The sequence below is a fragment of the Streptomyces sp. NPDC048584 genome (genome assembly GCF_043199595.1).
Taxonomy (GTDB): domain Bacteria; phylum Actinomycetota; class Actinomycetes; order Streptomycetales; family Streptomycetaceae; genus Streptomyces; species Streptomyces edwardsiae.
Genome location: NZ_JBICWF010000006.1, coordinates 110,158 through 130,515, shown reverse-complemented (window position 1 = coordinate 130,515; position 20,358 = coordinate 110,158). Strand labels below are relative to the sequence as shown.

The window sequence follows — 20,358 nt, the reverse complement described above, 5'->3', positions numbered from 1 at the left end:
GTCACGCGGCGGCCCGTGCCTTGCGGTAGAGGACCGCGCCGGCGAGCAGCGCGCCCGCGCCGACGGGCAGGACGAGGCCCATCGGCAGCTCGCTGCCGGTCTGCGCGAGCTGGGTGTCGGGCAGGGGCTGGGTGCCGCCCGGCTCGTCGCCGGTGGAGGGGCGGTCCGGGGTGCCCGGCTGTCCGGGGCTGCCGGGGTCGCCCGGGTCACCGGGATTGCCAGGGTTACCGGGGTTACCCGGGTCGCCCGGGTCACCAGGGTTGCCCGGGTCACCAGGGTTGCCCGGGTCACCAGGGTTGCCCGGGTCACCAGGGTCACCGGGGTCACTAGGGTTGCCCGGGTCACCAGGGTCACCAGGGTCACCAGGGTCACCGGGGTCACCAGGGTCACCAGGGTCACCGGGGTCACCGGGGTCACCCGGGTCACCAGGATCGCCGGGCTGCCCCGGGTCACCGGGATCGCCGGGGTGTCCCGGGTGACCGGGGTGTCCTGAGCCGCCGTTCGCGCAGTCGTTGCCCGCCGTGCCGTTCCCCACGCCGACGACGTCGACGCTGTTGCCGCAGACGTTCACCGGGATGTGCACCGGTGCCTGGACGTGGTTGCCGGACGCCACACCGGGAGAGCCGGTGGCGTGTCCGCCGGCGTGCGCGCCGCCGTGGCCGCCGGAGTCGCCGTAACCGCCCGCGGAGGAGCCGCCCCGGTTGGCGCAGGAGTTCCCCACGGCCGGGTTGAGGAGGCCCACGACGTTGACGGTGTTGCCGCAGACGTTGAGCGGCACGTGCACCGGCACCTGCACGGTGTTCCCGGAGAGCACGCCGGGCGAGCCGGCGGCGTGACCCGTCGCGCCGGAGTCGGCGTGGGCGGCCCCGCCGGCGGCGGCGAGCACGCCCGTGGCGGCCGCCATCGTCATCAGGCCCTTGCGGGTGACCTGTCGCATTGCTGAAATCCCTGCCTTCGACCTGGTGCCGGGAATGGGCGCTGCGCCGCATTCCCCGTGTTCCGACGTTCGGTGAGACCGGTCGGCCCCGGAGCGCATGGCGCGCGCTCCGGGGCCGACGGGCTCAAGCCCTCAGCGGGCGTGCCCTAGAGGGCGAGGCACAACGTCACTTGTTGATGCAGACGTTGCCGAAGGCGGGGTTCAGCAGGCCGATGACGGAGATCGTGTTGCCGCAGACGTTCACGGGGACGTGAACCGGGACCTGCACGACGTTGCCGGAAAGGACACCCGGGGAGTGCACCGCCGCACCCTGGGCACCGGAGTCGGCGGCGGCCAGACCCGCACCCGCGAGAACCAGACCACCGGTGGCAGCGGCGACGGCGACGACCTTCTTGAGCATTGTTCCTCCTAGTTGGCAAAGCGATCCAAAGTCGCGGATCACATCACGGGTAACGAGGAGGGAGTAATGAGGCTACGAGCTTATCGTCGCATTCACTCTTATCGGTCAACTCCGTACGTCTGCACGATTGTTGATCCCTTGCGGCACCAGGGTCAGGACGCGTCGAGGAACCGGTCGAGCACCCGTACGCCGAACTTCAGACCGTCCACCGGCACCCGCTCGTCGACCCCGTGGAACATGCCCGCGAAATCCAGCTCCGGGGGCAGCTTCAGCGGGGCGAAGCCGAAGCCCCGGATGCCGAGGTCGTCGAAGGACTTGGCGTCCGTCCCGCCGGAGAGCATGTACGGGACGGCCTTCGCGGCCGGGTCCTCGGCCACCAGCGCGGACTGCATCGCGTCCACGAGGGCGCCGTCGAACGTGGTCTCGACGGCCTTGTCGGAGTGGACGTCCTCGCGCCGCACGTTCGGGCCGAGGATCCGGTCCAGGTCGGCGAGGAACTCCTCCTCGTGTCCGGGCAGGAAGCGGCCGTCCACGTGCGCGGTCGCCTCGCCCGGGATGACGTTGACCTTGTAGCCGGCGCCCAGCTGCGTGGGGTTGGCGGTGTTGCTGAGCGTCGCGCCGATGAGCTTGGCGATGCCGCCGAGCCGGGCGAGGGTGCCCTCCATGTTCTCCGGGTCGAGCTCGGTGCCGAGGGCGTCGCCCAGTTCGTCGAGGAAGGCCCGGGTGGTCTTCGTGACGCGGACGGGGAACTTGTGGCGGCCGAGGCGGGCGACGGCCTCCGACAGCTCGGTGATGGCATTGTCGCGGTGGATCATCGAACCGTGCCCGGCGGTTCCGGCCACGGTCAGTTTCATCCAGTGCATGCCCTTCTCGGCCGTCTGGATCAGATACAGACGGCGCTGCTCGCTGACGGTGAACGAGAAGCCGCCCACCTCGCTGATCGCCTCGGTGACGCCCTCGAAGAGGTGCGGGTGGTTGTCGACCAGGTGCCGGGCGCCGTACGTGCCGCCGGCCTCCTCGTCGGCGAGGAACGCCAGCACGATGTCCCGGGGCGGCTTGCGTCCGCTGCGCATCCGGTCGCGGACGACCGCGAGGGTCATCGCGTCCATGTCCTTCATGTCGACGGCGCCGCGCCCCCAGACACAGCCGTCGGCGATCTCACCGGAGAAGGGGTGGTGGGTCCAGTCGTCCGCGTTGGCCGGTACGACGTCGGTGTGGCCGTGGATGAGCAGCGCGGGCCGGGACGGGTCCTCGCCCTCGATCCGGGCCACCGTGGAGGCGCGCCCCGGGTGCGACTCGAAGATCTGCGGTTCCAGGCCCACCTCGGCGAGCTTCTCGGCGACGTATTCGGCCGCCTTGCGCTCGCCGGGACCCGAGTGGTCGCCGTAGTTGCTGGTGTCGATCCGGATCAGCTCGCGGCAGAGGTCCACGACCTCGTCCTCACCGGTGACGCTCCTGGCCGTGTCGGTCCCGCTCACGTGCTGCCTCCCGCTGCTGGTGTTCCCGCTGGTGGGTCGTCGTCCCCCCATCCTCCCTCCCCCGCGGGCGGGCCCCAAGACCCGGCCCCGCCCGTCATCCGCCGTTCACACCTCGGCGCGGCCGGGCGGGGGTGATCGGCCGCCCCGGAACACCTGGTAATGTTTACGTCGTCGCCACGGGGGAAACCCCGCGCGACAGACACCTTGTCCGGGTGGCGGAATGGCAGACGCGCTAGCTTGAGGTGCTAGTGCCCTTTATCGGGCGTGGGGGTTCAAGTCCCCCCTCGGACACATGAAGCGCGAGGGCCGCGACCACGAGGTCGCGGCCCTCGGGCGTTGTCGCGGAGGCCGACCCATGACCACACCTTCCTGCCCCTGCGGGCTCCCCGAGCCGTACGAGGCGTGCTGCGGCCGGTTCCACGGCGGGGCCGCCGCCGCGCCCACCGCCGAGCGGCTGATGCGGTCGCGGTACTGCGCGTTCGTGCGGGGGGAGGTCGCGTATCTGCTGCGGACCTGGCATCCGCGGACGCGCCCGGAGCGGCTCGAGCTCGATCCCCGGATGCGGTGGACCGGGCTGGAGATCCTGGAGACGAGCGACGGGTCCGCCTTCCACTCCACCGGGACGGTGACCTTCCGGGCCTCCTACCGGGGCGGCTCCCTGCACGAGCGCAGCCGGTTCGAGCGGGTCGACGGGGCGTGGGTGTACGTCGACGGGGAGTTCCTCGACTGACGGGTCGCGTACCGGCCATCACGGGGCAGATTGGCCGTTTCTCGTCTGCCTCACCACCCCCGTCAGGCGCTTAATGGTGCTCCCGCGCGATACGCGGGTGCGGGACCGGGTGACGGCGAGTCGGGGGGCGGCCATGAACTACACGGGAAACATCGGCGCACCGCCGCCCCAGCCGCCGTCCCAGCCTCCCCCGCCGCCGCCGGCTCCTCCCAAGGGGGGCCCTCTGGTCCTCCGGGTCAGCCGCCGCATCCTGTGGGTGGGGACGGCCGCCGTCCCACTGCACAACATCGCCTGGGTCGACGCCTTCAGGCTCAAGCCCGACTGGGGCGCGGCTTTCCTCCGCCTCCTGAAGTGGCTGTTCGGCGCCTTTGTCGTCTATGCCGCGATCTACTACGTCAGCGAGGGCGAGGCGCGCCTCGGGGACGGCGGCGGTCCCGCGGTCGTCGTCTTCGTGATCGGACTGGTCGTCACCTTCATCGAGTTGTTCTCCTCGAAGAAGCCGGTGCTCGTCGTGGAGATGAACAGCGGCTCCCGCGTGATCGTGACCTTGCCGACGGTGGACGAGCTGCGGGCGATCGCCGGGCGGATCGTGGACGCGATCGACAATCCGGCGGCCGAGTTCACCGCCATCGTGCAGCAGTTCAACAGCCGGCACACGCACAACTACGGACCCGTCGTCAACATGACCGGCGGCCGGGAGAACACGGGGTTCAAACTGTGAGCGGGGAATCGAACTACTACGGGCCCGTGGTCAACATGAACGGCGGCCGCGAGAACATCGGCATCAACTACGGCGCTTCAGCCCAGGACATGGAGCTCCGCACTGCCCTCAGGGACCTCACCGACCTCCTGCGGGACCTGCGCCCGCATCTCGCCCCGGACCAGGACCGGACCGTCGGGAACGCGCTGCCCGAGCTCGTTCCCGACCGGGACGCCCTGCGCGAGCGCGGCATCGTCCTGGCGTCCCTCGCGCAGATCGCGGCCACCGTCGGCGAGGTGGGCCGGCCCGCGGCGGAGGCGGTGGGGCGACTGCTCGCGCTGCTGGGCTGAGGTCCCGGGAGGCGGCCGTCAGGGCGCCAGGATGTCCAGTTCCTGGAGGGCGCCCTCGGTGATCTCGCGGGTCAGCTTCTCCGCGCGGGCCGCGTCGCGTTCGCGGACCGCCTCCGCGAGCTGGACATGGAGGGTGACGGCGGCGGGGTCGGGGTCCTCGAACATCACGGCGTGGTGGGTGCGGCCGGACAGCACCTCGGCGACGACGTCGCCGAGGCGGGCGAACATCTCGTTGCCGGAGGCGGCCAGGATCACGCGGTGGAAGGCCACGTCGTGGAAGAGGTAGCCCTCCAGCCGGTGACCGCTGGCGTTGGCGACCATGCCGAGCGCGCACTCGGTGAGTTCGGCGCACTGCTCGGGGGTGGCGTTGCGGGCGGCGAGGCCGGCCGCGACGGGTTCGATCGCCGAGCGCAGCACGGTCAGTGAGCGCAGCTGGCGGGGGCGGTCCGCGCCGGCCAGGCGCCAGCGGATGACCTGCGGGTCGTACACGTTCCACTCGCAGGTCGGCAGGACCGTCACGCCGACGCGGCGGCGGGACTGGACCAGGTGCATGGACTCCAGGACGCGGACGACCTCGCGCATCACGGAACGCGACACGTCGAAGCGCTGGGCGAGCTCGTCGGTACGCAGGACACTGCCGGGCGGGTAGTCGCCGGCGGTGATCTCGGGGCCGAGGGTGTCCAGTACGCGGCCGTGCAGCCCCCGGCCCGTGGTGCTCATGCACTCAGAGTACGGGGCGGGTCACGGGAATAAAAAGTCAGACTTATATGTCACAGAGTCTTGAATTCGTCGTACCTAATGAGCTTCAGTTGCGTCGACATCACGTGTCGACGAAGACAGCAGACAGTGAGGCAGCGATGAACACCCCCCATGTCGTCGTGGTCATGGGCGTCGCGGGCACGGGCAAGACCACCATCGGTCCCCTGCTCGCGGCCCGGTACGGCGTCCCGTACGCCGAGGGCGACGACTTCCACCCGCCGGCCAACATCGCCAAGATGTCGGCCGGTACCCCGCTCACCGACGACGACCGGTGGCCCTGGCTGGACGCCATAGGCGACTGGGCGCACGGCCGGGCCGGGCTCGGCGGGGTGGTCAGCTGCTCGGCGCTGAAGCGGTCGTACCGCGACCGGCTGCGGGCCGCCGCGCCCGGCGTGGTCTTCGTGCACCTCACCGGTGACCGCGCGCTCATCGAGGACCGGATGTCGCACCGGCAGGGCCACTTCATGCCCACGGCACTGCTCGACTCCCAGTTCGCCACGCTCCAGCCGCTGGAGCGCGACGAGGCCGGGGTCGCCGTGGACGTGACCGGAAGCCCCGAGGAGATCGGCGCACGGGCGGCCGCCGCCCTGGACGCCCTCTCCGAACCGACCCCGTAGGTCCCTGACCGGACCCCGCAGTCTCCGGGGCGCCCCCACCTCCCCGGTCATCTCCCCAACCCCCGTAGAACAAGGGAACCACCGTGACCAGACTCAGCGTTGAGATGCTGGCGGCGGACGTACCCGAGCCGATCACCTCGGCCGGCCACGCCCAGCTGGGCATAGCCGTGCTCCTGGGCATCGCCGTCATCGTCCTGCTCATCACCAAGTTCAAGCTGCACGCCTTCCTGGCGCTGACCATCGGCTCGCTCGCGCTCGGCGCGTTCGCCGGCGCGCCGCTCGACAAGGTCATCATCAGCTTCAGTGCCGGACTCGGCTCCACCGTCGCCGGCGTGGGCGTGCTGATCGCGCTCGGCGCGATCCTCGGCAAAATGCTCGCCGACTCCGGCGGCGCCGACCAGATCGTCGACACGATCCTCGCGAGGGCGAAGGGCCGCACCATGCCGTGGGCGATGGTGCTGATCGCCTCGGTGATCGGTCTGCCGCTGTTCTTCGAGGTCGGCGTGGTGCTGCTGATCCCCGTGGTGCTGATGGTCGCCAAGCGCGGCAACTACTCCCTGATGCGCATCGGCATCCCGGCGCTCGCCGGTCTGTCCGTGATGCACGGTCTGGTTCCGCCGCACCCCGGTCCGCTGGTCGCGATCGACGCCGTCGGCGCCAACCTCGGTGTGACGCTGGCGCTGGGTGTGCTGGTCGCGATTCCGACGGTCGTCATCGCCGGTCCGCTGTTCTCGAAGTACGCGGCCCGCTGGGTGGACGTACCGGCGCCCGAGCGGATGATTCCGCAGCGGCCGTCCGAGGACCTGGAGAAGCGTCCCGGCTTCGGCCCGACGCTGGCCACCATCCTGCTGCCGGTCGTGCTGATGCTCGCCAAGGCGCTGGTGGACATCGTCATCGACGACCCCGAGAACAGCGTGCAGCGCGTGTTCGACGTGGTCGGCTCCCCGCTGATCGCGCTGCTCGCGGCCGTGCTGGTCGGATTCTTCACCCTCGGCATGCCCGCCGGGTTCAGCAAGGAGCGGATGCAGCAGCTGGTCGAGAAGGGGCTCGCGCCGATCGCGGGCATCCTGCTGATCGTCGGCGCGGGCGGCGGCTTCAAGCAGACGCTGATCGACACCGGTGTGGGCCGGATGATCCTGGAGATCTCCGAGGACTGGTCGATCCCGGCGCTGCTGCTGGCCTGGCTGATCGCGGTGGCGATCCGGCTGGCGACCGGTTCGGCGACGGTGGCGACCGTCTCGGCGGCCGGTCTGGTGGCGCCGCTGGCGGCCGACATGTCGACCACGCACGCCGCCCTGCTGGTGCTGGCGATCGGTGCGGGTTCGCTGTTCTTCAGCCATGTCAACGACGCCGGGTTCTGGCTGGTGAAGGAGTACTTCGGGCTGAGCGTCGGACAGACGATCAAGACCTGGTCGATCATGGAGACGATCATCTCGGTGGTCGCCGGTGGTCTGGTGCTGCTCCTGTCGCTGATCATCTAGCGGGAGACCGTACGCGTACGGCCCATCCGTTCCTCTTCGGGGGGCGGGTGGGCCGTATGTCGTCTCAGGGGCGCCACAGCGGGTGCTCACGCTCCGCCCAGTCGCGGTCGACGGAGCCCGTGCGCATGCCGCGCCGGGCCTCGGGGTCCGCCAGGGCCATGCCGATGTGCCCGGCGAGGACGATGCCGACGGTCAGCGCCAGCCAGTCGTGGACGAAGGTCGCGCTGGTGCGCCACACCAGCGGGGTGAGGTGGGTGAACCACATCATCAGCCCGGTACCGAGCATCACCAGCGTGGCACCCGCGATCCAGGCCGCGTAGACCTTCTGCCCGGCGTTGAACTTGCCGGCGGGGCGGGACGAGGGCCGTTTGTCGCGGCGCAGGGCGGCCCGCAGCCAGGTCCGGTCGTGCGGGCCGAAGCGGTTCAGACGGCCGAGGTCCGAGCGGAAGGCGCGGGAGGCCAGGCCCAGGAGGACCGGGACGGGCAGGGCGAGCCCGGACCACTGGTGGAGGGTGACGACGAGAGCGCGGCGGCCGACCAGCTGGGCGAGCTGGGGGACGTAGAGGCAGGCGGCGGTGAAGACGCAGACGCCCATCAGTACGGCGGTGGCGCGGTGCACCCCGCGTTGCGCGCGGCCGAAGCGGCGTACGGCGGTGGCGGCGGGCAGGGTGTCAGCTCGTGGGCTCATCGTCGCGTCCGTTCGAGCGGCCGACCCAGGCGTCGATGTCGTAGCCGCGCTCCTCCCAGTAGCCGGGTTCGACGTCCTCGGTGACGGTGATGCCGGAGAGCCATTTGGCGGACTTGTAGAAGTACATGGGAGCCACGTACAGGCGGACGGGGCCGCCGTGGGCATGGCCGATGTCCTCGTCCCGCATGCGCAGGGCGACCAGGACGTCCGCGCGGCGGGCCTGGTCGAGGGTGAGGCTCTCCGAGTAGGCGCCGTCGAAGGAGGTGAAGCGGACCGCGCCGGCCGAGGAGCGCACTCCCGCGGCGTCGAGGAGCCGGGACAGTCGCACCCCCTCGAACGGCGTGTCCGGTACCCGCCAGCCGGTGACGCACTGGACGTCCTGGACCATGCGGGTCTGCGGGAGGGCCTTCAGTCCGGCCAGGGTGTAGGTGGTGGGGCGGTCGACGAGGCCGTCGACCGTGAGGCGGTACGTGTCCGCGTTCTTCTTCGGGACGGACGAGGTGACCGAGTAGTAGCGGAAGCCGCCGCCGTTCGGCAGGAGTCCGGTCAGGCCGGTGGGGTCCTTGTCGGAGGCTCCGGCGAGGAAGGACTCCAGGCCGCGCTGGAGGGTGGGCGCGGCGGCCACACCGAGGGCGCCCAGTGCGAGGGTGCCGAGGAAGACGCGGCGGCCGACGGGTGTGCCCCGCGTGTCCCGGCCGTCGCCGTCCGGGGCCCGCGGGGGCTGTTCGGGGTTCACTCCTCCATTCGAGCACCCCGCGTCCCCGTGGGCCAGGGACCGGGGGGTGCCCGTCAGACTTTCGTAAGCCGCCGCGCTACGAGGTGCGCTCGGCCTCCCTCTCCAGCTGGAACGCCTCGTTGCCGAGCCCGATGCGGGCATGCTTGCCGGGGTCGCGGGAGCGCAGGACGGCGCCCTGGACGAGGCCGACGGCGAGGGCGAGCCCGATGATGCCGGGGAGCAGCCAGGGCAGGGCGGAGCCGGGGCCCGCGCCGACCAGGACGTCGAAGTCCTTGACCGTGTAGCCGGCGATGACGACCAGGGCGAGGCCGGCGAGCGCGGAGGTGACCAGCCGCCAGCTCTGCGCGCCGGCGGCGCCGCGCCGGACGAAGAAGACGACGACGGACAGGGACGCGATCGCCATCAGCACGATCACGCCGAGCGCGCCGATGTTGCCGCCCCAGGTGAACAGGTGCAGCACGGGTGCGGTCGGGTCTCCGGTGGGCTTGTCGTCGGTGAGGGCGAAGGCGAGGACCAGCGCGGCGGCGATGCCGGTCTGCAGCAGCGAGCCGGTGCCGGGGGCGCCACTGGTGCCGGTGGTACGGCCGAAGGCGGCGGGCAGCAGGCTCTCGCGGCCCATGGCGAAGGCGTACCGGGCGACGACGTTGTGGAAGCTGAGCATGGCCGCGAACATGCCGGTCACGAAGAGGATGTGCAGCACGTCGGTGAAGGTGGAGCCGAGGCGGTCCTCGGTGAGGAAGAACAGCAGTCCCGCGCTCTGCTCCTGGGAGGCGCCGACGATCCCGGAGGGGCCGGTGGCGACGGTGAGGGCCCAGCTGCTGAAGGCGAAGAAGACGGCGACACCGGTGACCGCGAGGAACATCACCCGGGGGACGACCTCGTGCGGCCTGCTGGTCTCCTCGGCGTAGACGGGGGCCTGTTCGAAGCCGAGGAAGGCGGCGATGCAGAAGCACAGGGCGGTGCCGACGCCGGCGCCGGTGAGCGTGTCCGGGTTGAAGGCGTGCAGCGACAGACCCTCCTTGCCGGGGTCGGCGACGGCGGCGATGTCGAAGACGACGACCAGCAGCACCTCGATGACCAGCAGCACGCCCAGCACGCGCGCGTTGACGTCGATCTTCAGCCAGCCCAGCGCGCCGACGGCGAGCACGGCCACGAGCGCCGGAATCCACCAGGCGACCTCGAGGTCGGCGTAGGTGGCGAAGAGACCGGAGACCTCGAAGCCGAAGATGCCGTAGATGCCGACCTGGAGGGAGTTGTAGGCGACGAGGGCGACCATGGCGGCGCCCGCTCCGGCGGTGCCGCCGAGGCCCCGGGAGATGTAGGCGTAGAAAGCGCCGGCGTTGTGGACGTGCCGGCTCATCTCGGCGTAGCCGAGGCTGAACAGGACCAGTACGACGCCGAGGGCGACGAAGAGGAGCGGCTGGCCGACGATGCCCATCACCGCAAATGTGGTGGGCATGACACCGGCGACCACCATGAGGGGGGCGGTCGCGGCGAGGACGGAGAGCAGCAGGCCCCCCGTGCCGAGGCGGTCGGCGCGCAGGGCGCGCTCCTGGCCCTTGAAGGTGCTGATCCCGTCGGCTGTGGCTCTGCTCGTGCTCGAACTGTCAGTCGTCATCGAACGGCCGTCCTTGGTCGGTTGCGGTTGTCGGCGTACAGGGACGTGGGGGATGGGGCCGGGGTCAGGCCGTGCCCAGGGCTGCGGCACGGGCGGTGCGGAAGGCGGTCAGGGCGTCACGGGCCGGGTAGGACCAGGGGTCGCGGGTGGCGTGGTCCCCGATGCGGTGGAAGAGGGCGGCGGCCTCGGCACCGCGGCCCTCGCAGACCTTGGCGTGGGCGAGGAAGTTGAGGTCGACCAGGCGGCGCGGGTGGCCTTCGTGCTCCCACTCCAGCCACCAGTCGAAGGCGGCCTTCATCACCTGCCGGGCCCGGCGGCCGACCCAGTGGCCGGAGGCGACCGGGTCGGCGGGTTCGTGCCCGGCGGCGGCCAGGGTGCGGTAGCGCTCGGCGTGCGCGATGACCGGGAGGATGGCCAGCGGGGAGTCGGCGGGCGCCTGTTCGGCGGCCCAGTTGGCGAAGTCGTACACCTCGTGCAGCGGGTCGGGGCCCGCCTCCACGCGGCGCTCCGCGAGCCAGGCGACCACGAGGTGGTGGGCGTGGTGGTGATCGGCGTACCGGGTGCGCACCTGCTCGAAGACCCGGACCACGTCGCCCTCGGCGCCCTGGGCGCTCTCCAGCAGGAGCAGTCCGAGCCAGGGGGTGGGGTCGGCCGGCACCGGCTCCGCCGCTTCGACGCAGGCCTCACGGGCGCGGGCCGGTTTCTCCTTGCCGCGCAGCGCACGCCGCACCTGGGCCAGTGCGAGCAGCACCGACGCGTCGGCGGAGTCGGGTTCGGCGAGCAGCCACTCACGGGTCCAGGCGGCGCAGTACGGCTCCCCCGCCAGCACCGTGATCCGGTGGCCCCTGCGGTCCCAGTCCTCCCCCGTGCGGACCAGCAGTGAACGGGTGCTCTGCCACCGGCCCTGCGCCAACGCGGTCCGCGCGGCGACGAGTTCGGCATCGTCCAAGGCCTCGTCGAAGGCATGTGCCGCCCTTCTGCGGGCACGGCCGAGGGGAGGCGGGGGTGGGGGCACCGCGGAACTTCCTCACGCACTCTTCTTGTGGTCGTCCGCTCACGGCCGGTGGTCGGTGATGGCAGTGGTCGGCTGCCGAACGCCATGAGCTGATCACTCACAGCAAACCGTCAGCCAACGGATGACGTCAAGGGCACCCTCGGTATTACACGCGTCAACTGCGGTCACGGACGGGCTACTTGTGACAGCGGGGGCGAGGGGCGTCCGCTGGTTGGATGGGTGCATGAGTGCCGAGGAAATCATCGACATCGTCGACGAGAACGACCGGGTCGTCGGACGGTCCCCGCGCGGGGAGGCCTACGAGCGCGGACTGCGCCACCGCTGCGCCTTCATCCTCGCGCGGGATGCGGAGGGGCGGATCTTCGTCCATCGGCGTACGCCGACGAAGCTGGTCTTTCCCTCCCTGTACGACATGTTCGTCGGCGGTGTCGTCGGGGCCGGCGAGAGCTACGACGAGGCCGCGCTGCGGGAGGCGGAGGAGGAGCTGGGGGTGAGCGGGCTGCCGCGCCCCGAGTACGCCTTCACGTTCCGGTACGACGGGGAGGGGGGCCGGAGTTGGTGGTCGGCGGTGTACGAGGTGCGGTGCGTCGGGGCCGTGCGGCCACAGGCCGAGGAGGTCGCGTGGTGGGACTTCCTGTCCGAGGCGGAGCTGGAGCGGCGGCTCGGGGAGTGGGAGTGGACTCCGGACGGGGTGGCGGCGTACGAGCGGTTCAAGGCGTATCGCGCGGGGCGGTCGGCGGAGGGCTGAGCAGGGGTTCGTTCCCGGGCTGAGCAGGGGTGGGTTGCCGGCCGCCGGGGTGGTGCCGGAGTGGTCCCGGTAGGGTCGCGGGGTGATCGACTTTGTGCGGAACGTCCGGTTGTGGTTCGCGCCCGGCGAGGTGCGCCGGGAGGGCGCCACGCCCGACTACCGGTTCTCCCTGGCGAACGAGCGGACGTTCCTCGCGTGGCTGCGTACCGCGCTCGCGCTGATCGGGGGCGGGTTCGCCGTGGACCAGTTCCTGCCGGAGCTGCGGTGGGGGTGGCGGGTCGGGCTGGCGCTGGCGCTGCTGGCGGCGGGCGCGTTGTGCGCGTTGCGGGCGGTCAACCACTGGGTGCGGTGCGAGCGGGCGATGCGGCGGGGCGAGGATCTGCCGGTGTCGCGGTTTCCGGCTCTGCTGAGTCTGGTGGTGGCGGTCGTGGCGGGTGTGATGGTCGTGGTGGTGCTGGTGGGATGGGAGGGGTGAGCGGGGCGCTGCCGCGGGGGGTGGTGGAGCGGGATCCCGGGCTGCAGCCCGAGCGGACTCGGCTGGCCTGGCGGCGTACGACGTTGTCGGGGACGGTGGTGGCTGTGCTGGCGGGCAGGGCCGCGCTGGCGGGTGGGGGGTCCGTGGGCGCGGTTGTCGCGTGCGCGGTGTGCTGTTTCGGGTGGCTGGGGTTTCTGGCGGTCGCCCATCGGCGGATTCGGGGGCTGGTGGGTGGGGGTGGGGGTGGTGGGGGGCCGGTCGTCATGGCACCCCGGGCTGCCGCCGGGGCGGTGTTGTGCACGGTGGCGATGGTGGTGTGCGGGGTGGTGATCGTGGTGGAGGGGTGAAGTCCTTTTCGCCCCCGCCGCCCCTTCCCGTCCCGTCCCTGGGGGCTGCGCCCCCAGACCCCCCGTTCGGCCCTTCGGGCCTCGTCCTCAAACGCCGGACAGGCTGAGATCAGCTCACCCTCACCACGATCTTGCCCCTCGTCCGGCCCTCCTCGTTCAGGCGGTGGGCCGCCGCCGCCTCCTCCAGGGGGAAGGTCTCCGCGATGTGGATCTTCACCGTGCCCTGGTCGGCCAGGTCCGCCAGGTGCTGGAGGTCCTGGGGGTCGGGGCGGACGAACCAGTAGTGGCCGCCGTAGGTGACCACCTCGGGGTCGGCGATCGAGGCCAGGCGGCCCTCGGGGGCCAGGAGGTTCGCCGAGGACTTCAGGGCGTCCCCGCCCACCGAGTCGAAGACCGCGTCCACGCCCTCGGGGGCCAGTCCCCGCACCCGTTCGACCAGGCCCTCGCCGTATGTCACCGGCTCGCCGCCCAGCCCGCGCACGAAGTCGTGGTTGTGTTCGCTCGCCGTGCCGATGACACGGGCGCCCAGGTGGGCGGCGAGCTGTACGGCGACGGAGCCGACGCCTCCGGCCGCCGCGTGCACCAGGACGGTCTCACCCCGCTTGACGTCGAGGACACGGTGCAGTACCTGGTACGCGGTGAGTCCCGCCAGCGGAAGGCCGGCCGCCTCCTCGAAGGACAGGCTGCGCGGCTTGCGGGCGAGGGTGCGGACCGGGGCGGCCACGTACTCGGCGAAGGTGCCCCGGGAGAGCATGTCCTCGCGTACGTAGCCGATGACCTCGTCGCCGGCCGCGAACTCCGGTACGGCGGGCCCGGGCCGGACGACCACGCCCGAGACGTCCCAGCCGGGGATCACCGGGAACACCGGCTTGAGTACGGAGTCGAGATAGCCCTCGCGGCACTTCCAGTCGACCGGGTTGACGGCCGCCGCCCGCACCTTCACCAGCACCGAGTCCGGACCGACCGCCGGGTCGTCGACCTCCCCGAGTCCGAGCACCTCGGGGCCGCCGTACCGTGCGTAGCTGATCGCCTTCATGGGTCCGACCCTCCGGGGTGCGCGCCCCCGGTGCAAGCCGAACGGCTCGAGATACGCCATTCGCGTGGCATCGTGGGCCCGATCACGTTGGGCTGCCGCTCTGGACGGCATACCGACCGGTCGGCATCATAGGCGGGTACTGTTCGCCTGCCCGTAGGAGCGACGATGAGCCCCGACCACCCGCCCGGACTCGATCTCGACCGGCTGCGCGGCCTGCTTGAACGGGAGCGGCCCGGCCTGGTCGACGGCCCGCTCACCGGCCGGCTGATCGAGGGCGGCAGGTCGAACCTCACCTACGCGGTCGCCGACGGCACCTCGAAGTGGGTCGTACGGCGGCCTCCGCTCGGCCATGTGCTGGCGACCGCGCACGACATGCGGCGCGAGCACCGGGTGATCAGCGCGCTGCAGCCCACCGCCGTGCCGGTGCCGCGCACGGTGCTGCTGTGCGAGGACGAGGAGGTGCTCGGGGCGCCGTTCTACGTCATGGAGTTCGTGGAGGGCACCCCGTACCGGACGGCCGGCCAGCTCGCCCCGCTCGGTGCCGGGCGCACCCGGGACGCGGTGCTGAACCTGGTGGACACGCTCGTCGAGCTGCACGCCGTCGACCCCGTCGAGGTGGGGCTCGGGGACTTCGGGCGGCCCGAGGGGTTCCTGGACCGGCAGCTGCGGCGCTGGGGCAAGCAGCTGGACGCCTCCCGCAACCGTGAGCTGGCCGGGATCGACGAGCTGCACGCGGCGCTCGGCCGCGAGCTGCCGGACTCCCCCGCGCCGGCCGTGGTGCACGGCGACTACCGCCTCGACAACGCGCTGATCGGACCGGACGACCGGATCAGGGCCGTTCTCGACTGGGAGATGTCCACGCTCGGGGACCCGCTGACGGACCTGGGGCTGCTGGTGATGTACAGCATGCCGCTGGGCACGCCGGACTCCCCCGTCTCCACGACCGCCGAGGCGCCCGGGCACCCCACGCCGGCCGAGCTGATCGAGCGGTACGCCGCGCGGTCGGGGCGCGATGTCGCCGCGGTGTCCTGGTACACGGCGTTCGCCTGGTTCAAGCTCGCCGTGATCCTGGAGGGCATCCACTACCGCTACACGCTGGGCCAGACGGTCGGCCGCGGCTTCGACCGCATCGGCGATCTGGTCCCGGTCTTCATCCAGCACGGTCTGACCACTCTTCAGGAAGGCTGACGGACATGGACTTCGCGTTCGACGCGCGCACCGAGGAACTGCGCGGCAGGCTGCTCGCCTTCATGGACGAGTACGTCTACCCGGCCGAGGCGGTGGCCCACGAACAGCGGGCCGGGCTGGACTCGCCGTGGGAGAACGTGCCCGTGGTGGAGGAGCTGAAGGCCGAGGCACGCCGGCAGGGGCTGTGGAACCTGTTCCTGCCCGAATCCGGGTACGGTGCCGGGCTCACCAATCTCCAGTACGCGCCGCTCGCCGAGATCATGGGCCGCTCCCCGCAGATCGCCCCGACCGTCACCAACTGCGCGGCGCCGGACACCGGGAACATGGAGGTGCTGGCGCAGTTCGGCGACGAGACGCAGCGCAAGCAGTGGCTGGAGCCGCTGCTCGCCGGTGAGATCCGCTCCGCGTTCGCGATGACGGAGCCGGACGTGGCCTCCTCGGACGCCACCAACATCACCACGCGCATCGAGCGGGACGGCGACGAGTACGTCATCACGGGCCGTAAGTGGTACATCTCCGGGGCGATGCACCCGGACTGCGCCGTTTTCATCGTGATGGGGAAGACCGACCCGGACGGGGCGGACATCCGCCGGCAGCAGTCCATGGTGCTCGTCCCGCGCGACACGCCGGGTGTCACGATCGAGCGCGCCATGCGGGTGTTCGGTTACGAGGACCACTACCACGGCGGTCACGCGGAGGTGGTCTTCGACCACGCGCGCGTGCCGGTGTCGAACCTGATCGGCGAGGAGGGCGGCGGCTTCGCCATCGCGCAGGCCCGGCTCGGCCCCGGCCGGATCCACCACTGCATGCGGCTGATCGGCATGGCCGAACGGGCCATCGAGCTGATGTGCCGCCGCGCCGTGGCGCGTGACGCGTTCGGCAAGGCGCTGGCGCAGCAGGGCGTGGTGCAGAACTGGATCGCGGACGCGCGGGTGGCGGTCGAACAGCTGCGGCTGCTGGTGCTGAAGACGGCCTGGATGATGGACACGGTCGGCAACCGGGGCGCCCACACGGAGATCCAGTCGATCAAGATCGCGACCCCGCGTACGGTCGTCGGCATCCTCGACCGGGCGATCCAACTGTACGGCGCGGGCGGGGTCAGCCAGGACTTCCCGCTGGCCGAGCTGTACGCCGGGGCGCGCACGCTGATGATCGCCGACGGCCCGGACGAGGTGCACCAGCGCTCACTGGCCCGGCGGGAGCTGAAGAAGTACCTGTGAGGCCCGGGCTCCGGTAGCCGCCGGACCGGTGCGTGGTCCGTCGGCGCCGGTGCCCGCGGGAAGGCGCACAGGCGGCAGGGGACTGCGGGCCGGCAGCCGGCCGCGGTGGGAGCTCGGGGACATGGGCGTGGGCATGGTCCACAGGGCCATGTGAGATCCGCTCGCCGCGGCCGGCCGGACCCTGATCACGGATCCGGCGGAGGAGCCGGTCCGGAGACGGCCGTGCGGCGGCCGGCCGCGCACTGCGGGCTGCGGCGTCGCGTCACGTGTGACGTCACGCAGGCGGGGCTGCTGGTGGAGCCGGTTTGGGCCGACGCCCGGGGTGGCGTTCGTGCCCCGGCCGATCGGTGAGCGGGCGGGGCCGCCGGGGCGCACGGTGGTGCCGGCCGGGGCCGGGGCCGCGCGACCCGGCCGCGGTGGCCCTGCTCGACCGGCTGACGGGCCGTCCCGCGGGCGTCAGGGACGCAGGGCCCTCAGCAGCAGGTCGGCCAGATGGTCGGCGACCTCCTGCGGGCTGAGCGGGCCGTCGGGGCGGTACCAGGTCGACAGGTGGTGCACGGAGCCGAAGTGGTAGTCGACCACCAGGTCGGCCGGGGTCGCCGTGGAGAACACGCCCTCGCGCTGGCCCTCCTCGATCAGCGCGCGGAAGCGTTCGTGGTAGCGGCGGCGTTCGGCGCGTACCTGCTTGTTCTTCTCCGGGCCGAGGTGGTGCATGGAGCGGAAGAAGATCGACGCGTCGTCGAGGTTCTCGATCGTGGTGACGACGACGTCGGCCGCCGCGCCGCGCAGCCGCTTCTCGATCGGCTCGTCGGCGTCCGCGTACCGGTCGAGGCGTTCCTGCTGGAGGCGCAGCACGCGCGCGTACACCTCGTGGAGCAGGTCGTCCTTGGAGCCGAAGTAGTGGTAGAGGGCCCCTTTGGTGACGCCGGCCGCCTCGACGATCTCCTGCACCGAGGTGCGGTCGTAACCCTGCTCGGCGAAGAGCCGGGTGGCGGCGGCCAGGAGCCGCTGTGGCACGGGAGTCCCGTCACCGTCCGTCGTCCTGGGCACTTCCGCCACCCGCCTTTCCGTGTCGCTGCTGGTTCTCCTGGGCCGGGGAACGCGGTTCCCGCCGGAGGATCTTCCCACTGGCCGTCTTCGGCAGCTCCGGCAGGATCTCCACCTGGCGCGGATACTTGTAGGCGGCCAGTCTCTCCCTGCGGTGGGCGGCGAGCGCGTCCGGGTCGGCCTCGGCGCCGGGGCGCAGGCCGATGAAGGCCTTGACGGTCTCCCCGCGGTAGCCGTCGGGGACGCCGACGACGGCGGCCTCGCGCACCGCCGGGTGCGTGTGGAGGACGTCCTCGACCTCGCGCGGCCACGCCTTGCTGCGTTCTCTGGGGGACACCCCCAGACCCCCGGCGGACGCGTTGATCATGTCCTTCTCGCGGGCGACGACGCGGAGGCCGGCCCTGCTCGACGACCAGCCCCTCAGCCAGGGCTGGCCGGCGTAGCGGGAGGCGGTCACCGGGTGGCCTCCCACTGCTGCTGGAGGCGGTTCATGCCGGTCAGCCAGCGGTCCGGTTCGGTGGCGCGGGTGCGGTAGTACTCGGCGACCTCGGGGTGCGGAAGGATCAGGAAGCGGTCCTCCTCGATACCGCGGAAGAGGGCGTCGGCCACGTCCTCCGGTTCGATCGCGGTCGGCTTGAGGACCAGGTCGCCCGCGCTGCCGGTGGCGTCGAGCATGTCGGTGCGCACCCCCTGCGGGCAGATCGCGTGGACCTTCACCCCGCGGTGGCGGTACGTCAGTGACAGCCACTCGGCGAAGGCGTAGGCGCCGTGCTTGGTGACGCTGTAGGGGGCGGTGCCGATCATGGTGAGCAGTCCGGCGGCGGAGACGGTGGAGACGAAGCGGCCGCTGCCGCGCTCCAGCCAGTCGGGGAGCAGTGCGTGCGCCGCGCGGACGTGCGCCATGACGTTGACGTCCCAGGAGAGCGCCCAGCCCTGTTCGTCGAGCGGCTCGCCGGGCTCCCCGCCGTCCCGTCCGACGCCCGCGTTGGCGCAGTACACGTCGACCGTGCCGCCGAGCGCGTCCCGGGCCTTGGCAACGATCGAGGAGGCGTCGCCCGGCACGGCCAGGCCTCCGATCTCCTGCGCGACGGCCTTCGCCCGGCCGGCGTCCAGGTCGTTGACGACGACCCGCGCCCCCTGGGCGGCGAAGCGGCGGGCGAGTGCCGCCCCGATACCGCCCCCGGCCCCCGTGACGACCACCTTCGCACTCTGCTCGGCTTGCACCATCGGACTCCTTCGACGCGGCTCCCAGCGGTTCGGGCGTCAGACTAACCGGTCGGTATGCCCGGTGGAAGGGGTGTTGGGCGCGGGCCCGGTGCGGTGCGTTCCCCGGCGCGGTCACGCGCGCTAGCGTGCGTGCTCATGACACCCGCCGCGATCACGGAGGTCACCGTATGAAGCTGTCCAGACGGAGCCTGCTCGCCACCACCACGGCCGCGGTGGCGGCCTCCGCCGCACCGGCGGCCGCCGCGTCCGGGCCGGGGCACGGGCCCGGCCGGGGGCTGCGCACCGGGTTCGACCGGCTCGCCGCGGACGGCTACGCGCTGCTCGACGGGCAGCGCGTGGGCGTGGTCACCAACCCGACGGGCATCACCCGGGAGGTGCGGCACATCGTCGACGTGATGCACGCCGACGACCGGGTGGCCCTGACCGCCGTCTTCGGTCCCGAGCACGGCTTCCGGGGCACCGCCCAGGCGGGCGGGTCGGAGGGCCGCTACGACGACCCGGCGACCGGTCTGCCCGTGTACGACACGTACCTGAAGAGCGGTCAGGCGCTCGCCGACGTCTTCACCGCGTCCGGCGTGGACACGGTCGTCTTCGACATCCAGGACGTCGGCGCGCGCTTCTACACGTACATCTGGACCCTGTTCGACTGCATGGAGGCGGCCGCGCTCGCGGGCAGGCGGTTCGTCGTACTGGACCGGCCGAACCCGGTCACCGGGCGGGCCGCGCTGGGGCCGGTGCTGCACAAGGAGTTCGCGACGTTCGTCGGACGGCAGCCGATCTCGCAGGCGCACGGGATGACGGTCGCGGAGCTGGCACGGCTGTTCAACGGGGAGTTCCTGACCACGCCGGTGCCGCTGGAGACCGTGACGATGTCGGGCTGGCGGCGGTCGGACTTCTACGACGCCTCCGGGCTGCCGTGGGTGCCGCCGAGCCCGAACATGCCGACACCGGAGACGGCGCTGGTGTACCCCGGGACCTGTCTGTTCGAGGGGACGAACCTGTCGGAGGGGCGCGGGACCACCCGGCCGTTCGAGCTGCTGGGCGCGGAGGGGATCGACGGGCGCTGGGCGGAGGCGGCGAACGCGCTGGGGCTCGCGGGCGTGCGGTTCCGGGAGGCGTACTTCGCGCCGACGTTCTCCAAGTTCCAGGGGAGGACCATCGGGGGTGTCCAGCTGCATGTGCACGACCGCGCGGCGTTCGATCCGGTGCGGACCGGGATCGGGCTGCTGATCAGCGCCAAGCGGTCGTGGAGCGGGTTCGCCTGGCGTCCGGACGAATGGATCGACAGGCTCACCGGCTCCACGCGCGTACGCACGATGATCGACGCGGGCGCGGACACGGACGAGGTGGTCGCCGGCTGGCGGGAGGAGCTGGCGGGGTTCCGGCGGATGCGGCGGGGGTACCTGCTGTACCGCTGAGCGGGCGGATGCGCGGCGGACGGCGGTGGGCGGTGGCCCGCCGCCGTTTTCCGTCGGGCACGCATATCGGTCCGATGTTCAGGAACCCGTAGAGGTCGCGGGGAGTTCTCAGGCTGTCGGGGAGAGGTTTCTCCCCGCGGGGA

At 71.9% G+C, this 20,358-nt stretch carries 22 protein-coding genes, 1 tRNA gene and 1 pseudogene; 12 read left to right on the top strand and 12 right to left on the bottom strand.

Features of this window, described 5'->3' with window-relative positions; all coding sequences use genetic code 11:
* Window position 1: 1 nt before the first annotated feature.
* The 3 genes from ACGFR9_RS15515 to ACGFR9_RS15505 form a co-directional block, all read right to left on the bottom strand.
* The gene (locus ACGFR9_RS15515; protein ID WP_393207868.1) at window positions 2-937 is read right to left on the bottom strand and encodes a chaplin; all 936 of its coding nucleotides are present in this window, start codon (window positions 935-937) and stop codon (window positions 2-4) included.
* Between the two features lie 166 nt (window positions 938-1,103).
* Window positions 1,104-1,337 carry a chaplin ChpH gene (gene chpH / locus ACGFR9_RS15510; RefSeq protein WP_030225445.1) on the bottom strand — a complete coding sequence of 78 codons (234 nt, stop codon included), beginning with the start codon at window positions 1,335-1,337 and terminating at the stop codon, window positions 1,104-1,106.
* 152 nt (window positions 1,338-1,489) lie between these two features.
* A complete protein-coding gene (locus tag ACGFR9_RS15505; RefSeq protein WP_393207865.1) occupies window positions 1,490-2,815 on the bottom strand; it encodes a M20/M25/M40 family metallo-hydrolase in 1,326 nt (441 codons plus the stop codon).
* 206 nt (window positions 2,816-3,021) lie between these two features.
* Here ACGFR9_RS15505 and ACGFR9_RS15500 point away from each other — a divergent pair.
* From ACGFR9_RS15500 to ACGFR9_RS15485, 4 genes are all read left to right on the top strand, one after another.
* A tRNA-Leu gene (locus tag ACGFR9_RS15500) sits at window positions 3,022-3,106 on the top strand.
* Window positions 3,107-3,170: 64 nt separating this feature from the next.
* Window positions 3,171-3,545 (top strand): YchJ family protein, encoded by a 375-nt coding sequence (locus ACGFR9_RS15495; RefSeq protein ID WP_393207862.1) that lies wholly within the window; start codon window positions 3,171-3,173, stop codon window positions 3,543-3,545.
* A gap of 133 nt (window positions 3,546-3,678) precedes the next feature.
* Window positions 3,679-4,266: a DUF6232 family protein gene (locus ACGFR9_RS15490; RefSeq protein ID WP_393207859.1), complete on the top strand. Its 588-nt coding sequence runs from the start codon at window positions 3,679-3,681 to the stop codon at window positions 4,264-4,266.
* On the top strand, window positions 4,263-4,595 hold the full coding sequence (locus tag ACGFR9_RS15485) for a hypothetical protein (RefSeq protein WP_393207857.1): 333 nt from the start codon (window positions 4,263-4,265) through the stop codon (window positions 4,593-4,595). The genes ACGFR9_RS15490 and ACGFR9_RS15485 overlap by 4 nt, the downstream gene beginning before the upstream one ends.
* An 18-nt stretch (window positions 4,596-4,613) precedes the next feature.
* Here the strand turns inward: ACGFR9_RS15485 and ACGFR9_RS15480 are convergent, their stop codons facing one another.
* Window positions 4,614-5,315, bottom strand: a complete 702-nt coding sequence (locus tag ACGFR9_RS15480) for a FadR/GntR family transcriptional regulator (protein WP_393207854.1) — start codon at window positions 5,313-5,315, stop codon at window positions 4,614-4,616.
* 137 nt (window positions 5,316-5,452) lie between these two features.
* Between ACGFR9_RS15480 and ACGFR9_RS15475 the strand changes: the two genes are divergently transcribed.
* Together ACGFR9_RS15475 and ACGFR9_RS15470 are read left to right on the top strand one after the other, a co-directional pair.
* Window positions 5,453-5,971, top strand: a complete 519-nt coding sequence (locus tag ACGFR9_RS15475) for a gluconokinase (RefSeq protein WP_393207851.1) — start codon at window positions 5,453-5,455, stop codon at window positions 5,969-5,971.
* Between the two features lie 83 nt (window positions 5,972-6,054).
* On the top strand, window positions 6,055-7,452 hold the full coding sequence (locus ACGFR9_RS15470; RefSeq protein WP_393207848.1) for a gluconate:H+ symporter: 1,398 nt from the start codon (window positions 6,055-6,057) through the stop codon (window positions 7,450-7,452).
* 64 nt (window positions 7,453-7,516) lie between these two features.
* Here ACGFR9_RS15470 and ACGFR9_RS15465 read toward each other — a convergent pair whose 3' ends face one another.
* From ACGFR9_RS15465 to ACGFR9_RS15450, 4 genes are all read right to left on the bottom strand, one after another.
* Entirely contained in the window at window positions 7,517-8,140 is a 624-nt protein-coding gene (locus ACGFR9_RS15465) for a cytochrome b/b6 domain-containing protein (protein WP_030225464.1), read from the bottom strand.
* Window positions 8,124-8,876 (bottom strand): molybdopterin-dependent oxidoreductase, encoded by a 753-nt coding sequence (locus ACGFR9_RS15460; protein WP_393207844.1) that lies wholly within the window; start codon window positions 8,874-8,876, stop codon window positions 8,124-8,126. The genes ACGFR9_RS15465 and ACGFR9_RS15460 overlap by 17 nt, the downstream gene beginning before the upstream one ends.
* A gap of 76 nt (window positions 8,877-8,952) precedes the next feature.
* Window positions 8,953-10,494 (bottom strand): APC family permease, encoded by a 1,542-nt coding sequence (locus ACGFR9_RS15455; RefSeq protein WP_393207841.1) that lies wholly within the window; start codon window positions 10,492-10,494, stop codon window positions 8,953-8,955.
* A 64-nt stretch (window positions 10,495-10,558) separates the two neighbouring features.
* Window positions 10,559-11,509, bottom strand: coding sequence for a hypothetical protein (locus tag ACGFR9_RS15450; RefSeq protein ID WP_393207838.1), 951 nt, complete (start codon window positions 11,507-11,509; stop codon window positions 10,559-10,561).
* Window positions 11,510-11,732: 223 nt separating this feature from the next.
* Here ACGFR9_RS15450 and ACGFR9_RS15445 point away from each other — a divergent pair, with 223 nt between their 5' ends.
* The 3 genes from ACGFR9_RS15445 (at window position 11,733) to ACGFR9_RS15435 (ending at window position 13,079) form a co-directional block, all read left to right on the top strand.
* Window positions 11,733-12,257, top strand: a complete 525-nt coding sequence (locus ACGFR9_RS15445; RefSeq protein ID WP_393207835.1) for an NUDIX domain-containing protein — start codon at window positions 11,733-11,735, stop codon at window positions 12,255-12,257.
* Between the two features lie 82 nt (window positions 12,258-12,339).
* Complete coding sequence (locus ACGFR9_RS15440) at window positions 12,340-12,732, top strand: YidH family protein (protein ID WP_393207832.1); 393 nt, start codon at window positions 12,340-12,342, stop codon at window positions 12,730-12,732.
* Window positions 12,720-13,079 carry a DUF202 domain-containing protein gene (locus ACGFR9_RS15435; protein WP_393207829.1) on the top strand — a complete coding sequence of 120 codons (360 nt, stop codon included), beginning with the start codon at window positions 12,720-12,722 and terminating at the stop codon, window positions 13,077-13,079. The genes ACGFR9_RS15440 and ACGFR9_RS15435 overlap by 13 nt, the downstream gene beginning before the upstream one ends.
* 109 nt (window positions 13,080-13,188) lie before the next feature.
* Here the strand turns inward: ACGFR9_RS15435 and ACGFR9_RS15430 are convergent, their stop codons facing one another.
* Window positions 13,189-14,115 (bottom strand): NADP-dependent oxidoreductase, encoded by a 927-nt coding sequence (locus ACGFR9_RS15430; RefSeq protein WP_393207826.1) that lies wholly within the window; start codon window positions 14,113-14,115, stop codon window positions 13,189-13,191.
* Window positions 14,116-14,280: 165 nt separating this feature from the next.
* On the opposite strand from ACGFR9_RS15430, the gene ACGFR9_RS15425 reads away from it, so the two are divergent.
* Window positions 14,281-15,303: a phosphotransferase family protein gene (locus ACGFR9_RS15425; RefSeq protein ID WP_393207823.1), complete on the top strand. Its 1,023-nt coding sequence runs from the start codon at window positions 14,281-14,283 to the stop codon at window positions 15,301-15,303.
* A 5-nt stretch (window positions 15,304-15,308) separates the two neighbouring features.
* On the top strand, window positions 15,309-16,523 hold the full coding sequence (locus ACGFR9_RS15420) for an acyl-CoA dehydrogenase family protein (protein ID WP_393207820.1): 1,215 nt from the start codon (window positions 15,309-15,311) through the stop codon (window positions 16,521-16,523).
* Between the two features lie 456 nt (window positions 16,524-16,979).
* Here the strand turns inward: ACGFR9_RS15420 and ACGFR9_RS15415 are convergent, their stop codons facing one another.
* The 3 genes and pseudogenes from ACGFR9_RS15415 to ACGFR9_RS15405 form a co-directional block, all read right to left on the bottom strand.
* Window positions 16,980-17,573 carry a TetR/AcrR family transcriptional regulator gene (locus ACGFR9_RS15415; protein ID WP_393207817.1) on the bottom strand — a complete coding sequence of 198 codons (594 nt, stop codon included), beginning with the start codon at window positions 17,571-17,573 and terminating at the stop codon, window positions 16,980-16,982.
* Window positions 17,551-17,964: pseudogene (locus tag ACGFR9_RS15410) on the bottom strand (hypothetical protein); the annotation flags it as partial. The gene ACGFR9_RS15415 and the pseudogene ACGFR9_RS15410, both read right to left, overlap by 23 nt.
* A 59-nt stretch (window positions 17,965-18,023) precedes the next feature.
* The gene (locus tag ACGFR9_RS15405) at window positions 18,024-18,797 is read right to left on the bottom strand and encodes an SDR family oxidoreductase (RefSeq protein WP_393207814.1); all 774 of its coding nucleotides are present in this window, start codon (window positions 18,795-18,797) and stop codon (window positions 18,024-18,026) included.
* 167 nt (window positions 18,798-18,964) lie between these two features.
* Between ACGFR9_RS15405 and ACGFR9_RS15400 the strand changes: the two genes are divergently transcribed.
* A complete protein-coding gene (locus tag ACGFR9_RS15400; protein ID WP_393207811.1) occupies window positions 18,965-20,215 on the top strand; it encodes an exo-beta-N-acetylmuramidase NamZ domain-containing protein in 1,251 nt (416 codons plus the stop codon).
* Window positions 20,216-20,358 lie beyond the last annotated feature (143 nt).

Bases quoted from the DNA above. Each gene is read 5' to 3' on its own strand.
- ACGFR9_RS15465 (WP_030225464.1), bottom strand. From the start codon at position 8,140: ATGAGCCCACGAGCTGACACCCTGCCCGCCGCCACCGCCGTACGCCGC.
- ACGFR9_RS15435 (WP_393207829.1), top strand. From the start codon at position 12,720: ATGGGAGGGGTGAGCGGGGCGCTGCCGCGGGGGGTGGTGGAGCGGGAT.
- ACGFR9_RS15515 (WP_393207868.1), bottom strand. From the start codon at position 937: ATGCGACAGGTCACCCGCAAGGGCCTGATGACGATGGCGGCCGCCACG.
- ACGFR9_RS15490 (WP_393207859.1), top strand. From the start codon at position 3,679: ATGAACTACACGGGAAACATCGGCGCACCGCCGCCCCAGCCGCCGTCC.
- ACGFR9_RS15400 (WP_393207811.1), top strand. From the start codon at position 18,965: ATGAAGCTGTCCAGACGGAGCCTGCTCGCCACCACCACGGCCGCGGTG.
- ACGFR9_RS15495 (WP_393207862.1), top strand. From the start codon at position 3,171: ATGACCACACCTTCCTGCCCCTGCGGGCTCCCCGAGCCGTACGAGGCG.
- ACGFR9_RS15455 (WP_393207841.1), bottom strand. From the start codon at position 10,494: ATGACGACTGACAGTTCGAGCACGAGCAGAGCCACAGCCGACGGGATC.
- chpH (WP_030225445.1), bottom strand. From the start codon at position 1,337: ATGCTCAAGAAGGTCGTCGCCGTCGCCGCTGCCACCGGTGGTCTGGTT.
- ACGFR9_RS15480 (WP_393207854.1), bottom strand. From the start codon at position 5,315: ATGAGCACCACGGGCCGGGGGCTGCACGGCCGCGTACTGGACACCCTC.
- ACGFR9_RS15475 (WP_393207851.1), top strand. From the start codon at position 5,453: ATGAACACCCCCCATGTCGTCGTGGTCATGGGCGTCGCGGGCACGGGC.
- ACGFR9_RS15420 (WP_393207820.1), top strand. From the start codon at position 15,309: ATGGACTTCGCGTTCGACGCGCGCACCGAGGAACTGCGCGGCAGGCTG.
- ACGFR9_RS15405 (WP_393207814.1), bottom strand. From the start codon at position 18,797: ATGGTGCAAGCCGAGCAGAGTGCGAAGGTGGTCGTCACGGGGGCCGGG.
- ACGFR9_RS15425 (WP_393207823.1), top strand. From the start codon at position 14,281: ATGAGCCCCGACCACCCGCCCGGACTCGATCTCGACCGGCTGCGCGGC.
- ACGFR9_RS15445 (WP_393207835.1), top strand. From the start codon at position 11,733: ATGAGTGCCGAGGAAATCATCGACATCGTCGACGAGAACGACCGGGTC.
- ACGFR9_RS15430 (WP_393207826.1), bottom strand. From the start codon at position 14,115: ATGAAGGCGATCAGCTACGCACGGTACGGCGGCCCCGAGGTGCTCGGA.